The sequence below is a fragment of the Barnesiella sp. An55 genome, assembly GCF_002161555.1.
GTDB classification, from domain to species: domain Bacteria; phylum Bacteroidota; class Bacteroidia; order Bacteroidales; family Barnesiellaceae; genus Barnesiella; species Barnesiella merdipullorum.
In genome coordinates, this window is record NZ_NFHZ01000028.1 from 1 (window position 1) to 9,539 (window position 9,539).

Sequence of the window (9,539 nt, forward strand, 5' to 3'; positions counted from 1 at the left end):
ACCTGGCTCTCTCCATAAGCAGCCACAGAGCATCGGTCTTGCAACGAATATTCTATCTTTTTGACCAAACGTCGATACTCTTTAAATTTTTTCCTCGGGAAAGTATCTTTATGATAATCTTCGCTCCATTGCAACGAAGTCTCAATATTCGACTTCAAATCGCCAGTCTCTTTAACTATATCTGATTCTTTCATACTAACCAATCTTTATTTATTATTAAAATGCAAAGGCTCCAGTGTCCAGCCAATGTTTCTCTCCGGCACCCAGGCTCTGTATATGAATCTCTATCACACTCACAGGTAACTCTCTGTCAAAACGATCGACAACACTTGTAATATGCAGGGTTTCTTTATCGTCGTTTTCACGTTCTATCGTTACTTTGAATGGCATCCGCTTCTTATACTCGTCTATGGTATCATTTACAAGGGTAAGCAGACGAGGTGTGCTATATCCCATATCCTCATCTTTATGTTGCTCCATAACACGATTAGCAATCTTTATGCGATCGAAATCGACCGTATATAAAGATCGGGCCGGATAGGAGTCGATACCCAACTGACGGATATTCAGATTGCTTGGCAGACTACTAACGGTCAATTCACCCGACGGTTTTTCCGGAGTAATCAGGTAAGTAATGGGCAGCCCCTCCCGAGTCGCCTCGATGTAATTTATCGTTGACTTCAGATTCTTCTGCAGCTTATCGGTCATAATAATAAAGTTGTTCAGATTCGAAAGCTCTGCGGCATAATGGGCAACCGCAGCTCCGATAGCTACAATAGGCTTTGAATCAACAATATATCCAGTATTATTATCATAGGGATACCAGTCTCCAATAAAATAATTATTCAGCAGAATCAGTCTGTTGGGCGATACACAATAATACTTAAGCAGGATATCCCGAATCGGTTGTAACGAAGCCGGCCGTCCCGACAACAACACGATATCACACGAGTAGGCAAAGATAATGGTGGCTACCTTTTGCAATAACGGTTCAAAAGCTTTGGTGATGACCTCACACACTTCCTTATAATTGAATTCCCATTCAACTTTTTCCAGCCTGAAACCAAACCGATTGTAGAAATCGTCCAGAATAACCGCGTTGGGAGGACACTCGGCAAACACATCCGAGTAGTGAACGATACAATCTTTGCTCTTGTTTTTCACCAAATCCAAGAAGTAATACATCAGCGGCACCGAATATTGCAGATTAAAATCCCGACGAATGATGCGGTCGCGTATGGTCTGCCCATGGTAATCGGGACCGACAAAATCTTTCATCTTCTGCTGGAACTCATCAAACGAAATATTACGCATTTGCTGCCTGAAAGCACTCTTCTCACTCATAAACATGATATTCTTGATAAGCGCTTCGAGCATATCGTCACCGGCAAAATAGAAACTGTCATAGAATTGCGGATCGGGAGTTATGCGGGTAATATCGTCCTTGGTATAGGTATATTTACTAATCATTAAATCGGATGTGCCGGCACCAATATCAAGCGATGCAAGCGTAAGCGATTTTTGGGTATCCCCCTCTTCGAGTTTGCCATACAAATCGAAGAACTCACTACAACTACCCCTGTATTTATAACCTACCTCGCCATACATATAGACAAGCTGGGCACAGGTTGCCTCGTCATAATACCATGACGGATCGGTATCTTTATGTGATTTGAATTCGGGAACGATATCTATTTTAGCCTCATCGCCATTCCCGTCAAATTTCGACAAAAGGGTTACCGCATCTTTTGCACAACGTATCAGCGACTCGCGTTCAACCTTCGACATTGCCGTGGGACAAGTAACAATAATACGTTTGATACGACGAGGCATACTTCTATCGCCACGAGCGACACGATGTTCATACCCATTGATTTGGGTGCGAGCCTGCACCAGCATCTCCAGGAACGAGAAAGTCATCAACGTGCGGCGAGAATAGTGATAGGTGACACCTCCTTCCCCATCCTGAGCGATTTGCCCATCACTGGTCAGATACTCACTGAGCCCCTCGATTCTCAAGATAGAATCATCGGGTTCTCCCTCCAAGGTAAGGAATCGCCACTCCTCTTTATTGGGTTTATAGTCCCACAGATATCTTTTGGGACTGGAGTAGGTCGATAGAGTCTCCATCTCATCTTGATTTACCGTTGCGGCATGAATCAACTCGTTGGCCTCCTGTCCCAGGCGTACAAAACTGGGATACACAAACTGCTTGCTGTTACTGATCCCGAAGTGGCCAAATGACACCTTGCGGAATACCAGGCGCATATCAAACGGCTCGGCATAACGACGTATGATTACATTCCCCGACTCATCTTCAGTCAAAGGACTTGTATAATCGGTCAGCTGGAGTTTGGGGACTTGATTGAACGACGTATTATCCTCTACCAGCAAAGCCGTTGTGCGCGAGTTACCTATATCGACAATCATATCTATGTCTTTCACCAGCACATTGCTATCTTTGTACAGCTCTACCGTAGGGAACAATTTATGCTTCGCAATATAATTAATCAGGAATATATACGATGCGCTATAGGCCATTTTATGTACACCTGCGCCCCGTATTTGTGAAATCCTTTGAATATCGGGGTGAACCAGTTTCATCAGGTAGGCATCGATATAAGACCACCGAGGATCGGGCTTGCAATAATCCATAAGCAACCTCTCGTCATCGCATAAGGCATAAGTCATCTGTGTTGCCGACTGATCGGGGAATATGGGACATTCGTTATACTCGTCCGACTCATATTTAGTTCGTGTGTCAAATGCCATCAATACCGTATAGTGCAACTTACCTTTCTCCATCTTCTGGAAAATCAACTTAAATCGCACCCAGTTTAACGAACCGAATCGGAACAGTTTTTCTGTCCGTTTATAAAAGAAAGGTGCAGGCATCCACACATTGGTAAATTTCTCCAAGACATTGTGCTTATCGGTAAATGTCATTTTGAAAATTTCACCTCTGTTTTCGTCCAACATACCATTTTCATCGGCAATAGGCAGAACCCCATCCTCTCTCAAATCACTATAGGTATAACCTTGGGAGACGATATTACCCATATAACCATTATTCTTCAAGTCGTTTTTGCGGTAGTAAACGGTTCCTTGGTCAAAATTCACTTGGTCAACCAATTCGAGCTTCCACTCTCCATCGGTAATATCGTACCACTCGTGATACCACATTTTAAAATTTTCCTCTAAATTTATCTCTAAAGGAAAAGTAATCATATGAATGCCCGTGTTGGCAATTAATGAAAGATCGGTCATATTGCTTATGTATTTATTTCTCTATAATGAATAGTTTAAATCCAAAATCTATCCAGCTCACTGAAATAAGATTAAGTATCGCCCTCCTATGGGTATCTGAAACTCATCTCCCTTGTAAACTGTCCCCTTCAAGTGCATTATACTCTCTACTATTATCACTTATTTCTTATTTAATTATTTTTCTCCATATAAAAGAAAAATATTCTCTGGGACACAAAGATAAAAAATCTATTTTAGATTAACCTTTTTTGGCGAGATAAAATAAAATCTAAGGAAACAGAAAATTACAAAACAACCATACTCTTATTTTGCCAGGTTTTAATAAAGCTGATTCACAAGTGCTCTCTACGTCTTACTCCTTTGTAAATACCTTCACAGTCCCATATAAGAGGAGAGGCGCCTCTTGGGTGAAGCGCCTCTCCTTTATTACTCTAATTCCAAATTACAACAGGCTCCAGGCCACGGTCAAACCGGCCATGACGATGGCTACCATACTCATCAGTTTGATGAGGATATTCAGACTCGGGCCCGACGTGTCTTTGAAGGGGTCGCCTACGGTATCACCTACGACGGTTGCCTTGTGCACCTCGCTGTGTTTACCGCCAAAGTTTCCTTCCTCGACATATTTCTTGGCATTGTCCCAGGCTCCACCGGCATTGGCCATGAAGATGGCCAGTACAAAACCGGCACTCAACCCGCCGATGAGCAGTCCTACTACACCCGACACGCCAAAGATCAATCCCGTCACAATGGGAGCTATAATAGCCAGCAGAGAGGGTACGACCATCTCGCGTTGAGCACCTTGGGTCGAGATGGCTACGCAGCGCTCGTAGTCGGGCTCGGCTTCGCCGGTGAGGATGCCTTTGATTTCACGGAACTGACGACGCACCTCCTCGACCATGTGAGAGGCGGCACGACCTACGGCATTCATGGTCAACCCACAGAAGAGGAAGGCCATCATCGAACCAATGAACATACCCGAGAGTACCTTGGGGTTCATGAGGGTGATATCGTAATAGCGCATGAAATCGGTAAAGGAGGCTTCGCTAATCATCACGGTGGTTCCGTCGGCAAACTCGAGTACGGTTTCTCCGATACGGGTGAGACCGATGCGAATCTCTTCCATGTATGAGGCCAACAGGGCCAACCCGGTGAGGGCGGCCGACCCGATGGCAAAGCCTTTGCCGGTTGCAGCAGTCGTATTACCCAGCGAGTCAAGGGCATCGGTTCTCTTGCGCACCTCCTCACCCAAACCGCTCATCTCGGCGTTACCACCGGCATTATCGGCAATGGGGCCATATGCATCGGTTGCCAACGTAATGCCCAGTGTCGAGAGCATACCCACGGCGGCGATACCGATACCGTAGAGACCTAGGGTGACATTGGCCAGGTCGAATCCCGAAGCGAACAGATAGGAGAGAATGATACCGGCTACTACGGCAATTACGGGAACCGCGGTCGAAATCATACCCAACCCGATACCCGATATTATCACGGTTGCGGGACCGGTCTTACCGCTCTCCGACAGCCGTTGTGTGGGACGATAGGATTGTGAGGTGTAGTACTCGGTGCTGCGTCCTATGATGATGCCGACCAGCAGACCTACGACTACCGACCCTCCTATCAACGCCCAGTTATGGAGCTGCAACGCCCACAAAATAACGAACGTGGCAAAGACGATGAGTATGGAACTGAGGTTGGTCCCGAACGAAAGCGACTTCAACAGGTCTTTCATCTTGGCGTCCTCGCGAGTGCGAACCGAGAATATACCGATAATCGAGAGCAGAATACCCACAGCGGCAATCAGCATGGGAGCAATCACGGCCTTCATCTGCATCTCGGTTTCGCCGGCACCCATAAAGGCGGCAGCACCCAAAGCCGAAGTAGCCAGAATAGAACCACAATACGATTCATACAGGTCGGCACCCATACCGGCCACATCGCCCACGTTGTCGCCCACGTTGTCGGCAATCGTTGCCGGGTTGCGGGGATCGTCCTCGGGGATACCGGCTTCGACCTTACCTACCAGGTCGGCACCCACATCGGCAGCCTTGGTATAGATACCACCACCCACACGGGCAAACAGAGCCTGGGTCGATGCTCCCATACCAAAGGTAAGCATCGTAGTGGTAATCACACAAAGTTTATGAGCCGGATTCAGCGCCTCGGCCGGAATCACGGCATTGAGCAACAGATACCAGAACGAGATATCGAGCAGTCCCAAACCTACTACAACCAACCCCATGACGGCTCCACTGCGGAAGGCAATGCGCAAACCGCTATTCAACGAGGTGCGAGCGGCATTGGCCGTACGAGCCGATGCATAAGTGGCTGTTTTCATACCCAGATAACCCGACAATCCCGAGAAAAAACCGCCGGTAAGAAATGCCACCGGGACCCACTTGTTCTGAACCCCAAAGCCAAACGCCATAATCGAGAACAAGACAACCAGGACTAAAAATACGAGTCCTACAATCTTGTACTGCTGGCGTAAATAAGACATTGCGCCCTTACGCACATGCAGGGCGATCTTTTTCATCTGAGGGGTTCCCTCATCGGTTTTCATCATCTGCCTATAAAAATACCAAGCAAAGAGGAGCGCCAGTACCGAAGAGATAGGTACCAGCCAGAATAAAGCACTTGTCATAGCACAATCAAAATTAAGTTAACATTTAAGTGAGGTTAAAGGTAAGTCGGTTTAGAGAAACAGCCAAATCTTTTTTTCTAATTTTTGTTTTTTTTAGGCGTCTAAACTCTCCATTAAAAGCCTCGATGGCATGCACCTCTGAGACAAATATTTTCGGGATATTTCTTGGATATTACAATTAAAAAAAATATATTTGTTGATGTTTCCTTTTTATTCTTACCGATTTATGAAAAGTAGTTCTAAGTTTAATTCATTAGGCGGGTTCCCCGATTTGGAATCGTTCAAGGACGAATCGGGGAAATATGGATACCGGGAGAAAAACTCAGGCAAGGTATTCATCGCTCCGCAATTCGATGCCGCCCACTCGTTTCACGAGGGGGTAGCCGCCGTGATGATAGACCACAAGTATGGCTACATCGACCGGCATGGGCTCGAGGTAGTCAAGTTTGACTATGACTGGGCACACGCTTTTCATAACGGGCTGGCCATGGTAGAACGGAACGGACGCTATGGCTACATCAATCAAGAAGGAAAGGAGGTTGTCCCTACCATCTATGAACACATAGCCGATTTTCATGAAGGGCTCGCCCCGGTAAAGCTGCACAATAAATGGGGCTATATCGATCACTCGGGCAAGGTGGTGATTTCGCCCCGGTATGACGACTCCTGGTGTTTCAACGAGTCGTTGGCTGCGGTGCGGGTTGATGAGAAATGGGGATTTATCGACAAAACGGGTCACCTGCTCATCCCCCTGCAATATGATTTTGCCTGGAACTTCAAAGAGGATGTAGCTGCGGTGAAACAAAACGGGAAATGGGGTTTTATCGATAAAGCCGGGCAGATATTTCTGCCCTTCCTGTATGATGAGGCCGACTCTTTTTCCAAAGGTCTCGCCGAAGTGAAACTCGACACCTTGTGGGGTTTTATCGACAAGACTGGTACCTGGCAGAAAAACGAAGAGTATATCTAAGCTCAACCATACCTACGTTATACGCGCCCTAAACGATTGCTCCAATCGTTTAGGGCGTATTCTTATTCCTGCCCCGCAATCAACAAACAGGGCTCATTAGCAAGGGCGACTCCATAAGAGTCGCCCTTGCTAATGAGTACAAGCCTCGGTATTATTTATCGAACTACCTTCATGGCTTTATTGCCTACTTTCACAATATAGAGTCCGGCACCGGGCAAATCGTAAACTGCCTCGGTCTCGCCTTGAGGAATTGCCATGAGTTGCGAACCTTTTACATCGTACAGACTCACCGGCTCATTATCGGGATTCTCGACATAGAGCTTGCCGGCTTTCACATAAGCCTTGGCTCCGGCATCGATTGTTTCGCTGGTAACCGATGAGGGCAAAAGGTTGATAAACTGCAAGTCGGAGAATCCAGACTGATATGGGGAAGTTCCATCGCCAATGTAGGCCGAGGAGACATTATAGGCATAACGCTCGCCGGGGAGATTCTCGAGGTCGTTGAAGTCCATGGAGGTCTCTTCGGTAAAGAGCGACATCAAGGGCAACATCACTTTTTGATCTTTGTCCATACTCATCTCCACCTTCAAATTATCAAACATGATAATACCATTATCTTCGGTGAAGATGATGAGGTAACTATCGGGCTGGCCACCCGTGAGTGTAATCGTCTCGTGCTTCAGCGTCTCCTTGGGTACCAGGAAAGTTTGAGGCGTGCCCTCAATATTAATGCTATTGTCTTCGCCAACTGTAGCAAAAGCAACCACAGCATAGACATCGGTTGTAGAAGAGGCATGAATGCTGAGCCAATCGACATCGATTTTCACTGTACCGTCGCCCAACGAGAAGTCGAGTTTGGGAGAAATCAGATAACCCATATCGAAGAAGTCGGGATACATATTATCGAGACCCAAAGCGCCATCGGCAAAAGCAGTAACACTGATATACCAGTCGGCCATACCGGCAAACTCGTCGAAGTAGAAGGGACTGAACGACTGGAAGGGATCGGTAATGGTCATGTCGCCCCACGGTTGATAACTGGGAGGACACACGGCATCGGCAAAATCGGTATCGATAATCGACAGCGACTGATCGCTCATGGCCGTGTGCTCTTTATAAAGGAACGGCGTGTAGCCCTCGGCATAAGGCACCTCTTCCCAATTGGCCGTGAAGCCATTCGAAGTAACATTGCTCGGCTCGAGCAAAGCGGGCGCCGTAAGTTGCGGCACAGCAGGCATGGCGTAGCCCGATTCCAAAGATACGCCGGCCCCTTTTGACTGAACGGTATAATAATAGGTGAGCGAGGGGTCGCAACCCGTAACGGTCATGCAAGTATCGGTCGTCTCTTCCTGACGCAGCAGATAGACAGGTACCATTGTATAATTATCGACAACCAGATTATAGACACTCAACAAATAGGATGTGGCACCCTCGACCGGTCTCCAGCGAGCCATAAACGAATCGCCCGTATAATTAATACACGACATGAGGTCGGGCGAAACCAGTTCGGATAAAATGGCATATTCTTCGGAATAGGGAGAAATACCCGAAGCATTCTTGGCACGAACCGTAAAGAAATAGGTATTCTCGACAACCAATCCCGAAGCGGTGAATGTCGTATCGGCTGTCTCTTCATCCTTCAATTTATAAACACTATTGCCATTCTCATCTTTATAGTACAGATCCAACAAATAGGATTCGGCCTCGGGCATACGATTCCAACTGAGGACTACACTCGTTCCGGTATATTGAGAAGCCGTTGAGCCCGTAGGTTGCGGAAGGCCTCCACTCTTAATGGTTATATCGTCAATATAAAAGTTTGAACTGTTTGTGAGGAAACAGATGCGGTTCGAAGTACTTCCCTTAGTGAGGGCAATGGTATAGGTCTGCCATTCGTCATTGATAGTCATTTCGTTCTCGTCATCGACATACCGATAGTATTCGTCGGCCTGCACATAGGTCTTGATATTCAAGATATCGCTGTTTTGATCCAAAGTCTTGGCCCGAAATGTAATGGTGAAGATGCCATCATTCCCCGACAGATCTATTACCGGAGTATAGAGACATCCTTGTATATAGACATTCTCTTCCTCGGAAGCACCAGGAAGCACGGTGTGATCGATAAAAGCACATCCCCCGGCTTGAAAAACCTTGTCACCCATCCAGCCAGAAGTCTGGGTATATTCCTCGGGGATATTCATACCTTCCCCCAAGTAGCTCAAATCTTGAGAATCGGGAGTCTCTTCACTACCAGCCGTGAATTTAGAAAAATCCTCGCTCAAAATGAGAGTCTCTTCTGCGGCCGACGAAGCTTTCATCGGCATTGGTTTCTGCTTGGAATCGAACTTCAACGTGAAAGGCTTTGCAGGCCGGGACGATGTCCATGTTTGAAAATTTTCACGCATATGATCGGCCCATTCCATGTCCAACTGCCTACTACTTTTCAGTACACCCTCAGACTCAACTCGCTGAGCCACCACACCCGAGCAACACAGCAAACTGGTCCCCAAAACTAAAAGTAAATTCATTTTCTTCATCACTAGTGTCCGGAGAAAAATTCTCCGACAATGTTTTAATTATTAAACATCAATAAGTTACAAACATCAGAAAATTTTTCGATTAGAACATCAGTAACTTTGCGGTAGCCATCAAGAG

Annotated in this window: 5 protein-coding genes; 1 reads left to right on the forward strand and 4 read right to left on the reverse strand. The window is 46.5% G+C overall.

Annotated features, from left to right (window positions below):
* From B5G10_RS12795 to B5G10_RS12225, 3 genes are all read right to left on the reverse strand, one after another.
* Positions 1–194 (reverse strand): hypothetical protein (locus B5G10_RS12795; protein ID WP_206396578.1); only part of this gene is annotated, 194 nt, incomplete at its 3' end.
* Positions 195–216: 22 nt separating this feature from the next.
* On the reverse strand, positions 217–3,267 hold the full coding sequence (locus B5G10_RS12220) for a virulence factor SrfB (RefSeq protein WP_087425009.1): 3,051 nt from the start codon (positions 3,265–3,267) through the stop codon (positions 217–219).
* Positions 3,268–3,709: 442 nt separating this feature from the next.
* Positions 3,710–5,914, reverse strand: a complete 2,205-nt coding sequence (locus B5G10_RS12225) for a sodium-translocating pyrophosphatase (protein ID WP_087425010.1) — start codon at positions 5,912–5,914, stop codon at positions 3,710–3,712.
* 226 nt (positions 5,915–6,140) lie between these two features.
* Between B5G10_RS12225 and B5G10_RS12230 the strand changes: the two genes are divergently transcribed.
* Positions 6,141–6,884 (forward strand): WG repeat-containing protein, encoded by a 744-nt coding sequence (locus tag B5G10_RS12230; RefSeq protein WP_158098827.1) that lies wholly within the window; start codon positions 6,141–6,143, stop codon positions 6,882–6,884.
* A gap of 155 nt (positions 6,885–7,039) precedes the next feature.
* Here the strand turns inward: B5G10_RS12230 and B5G10_RS12235 are convergent, their stop codons facing one another.
* Positions 7,040–9,202 (reverse strand): fibronectin type III domain-containing protein, encoded by a 2,163-nt coding sequence (locus B5G10_RS12235; protein WP_087425012.1) that lies wholly within the window; start codon positions 9,200–9,202, stop codon positions 7,040–7,042.
* Between the last annotated feature and the right edge of the window lie 337 nt (positions 9,203–9,539).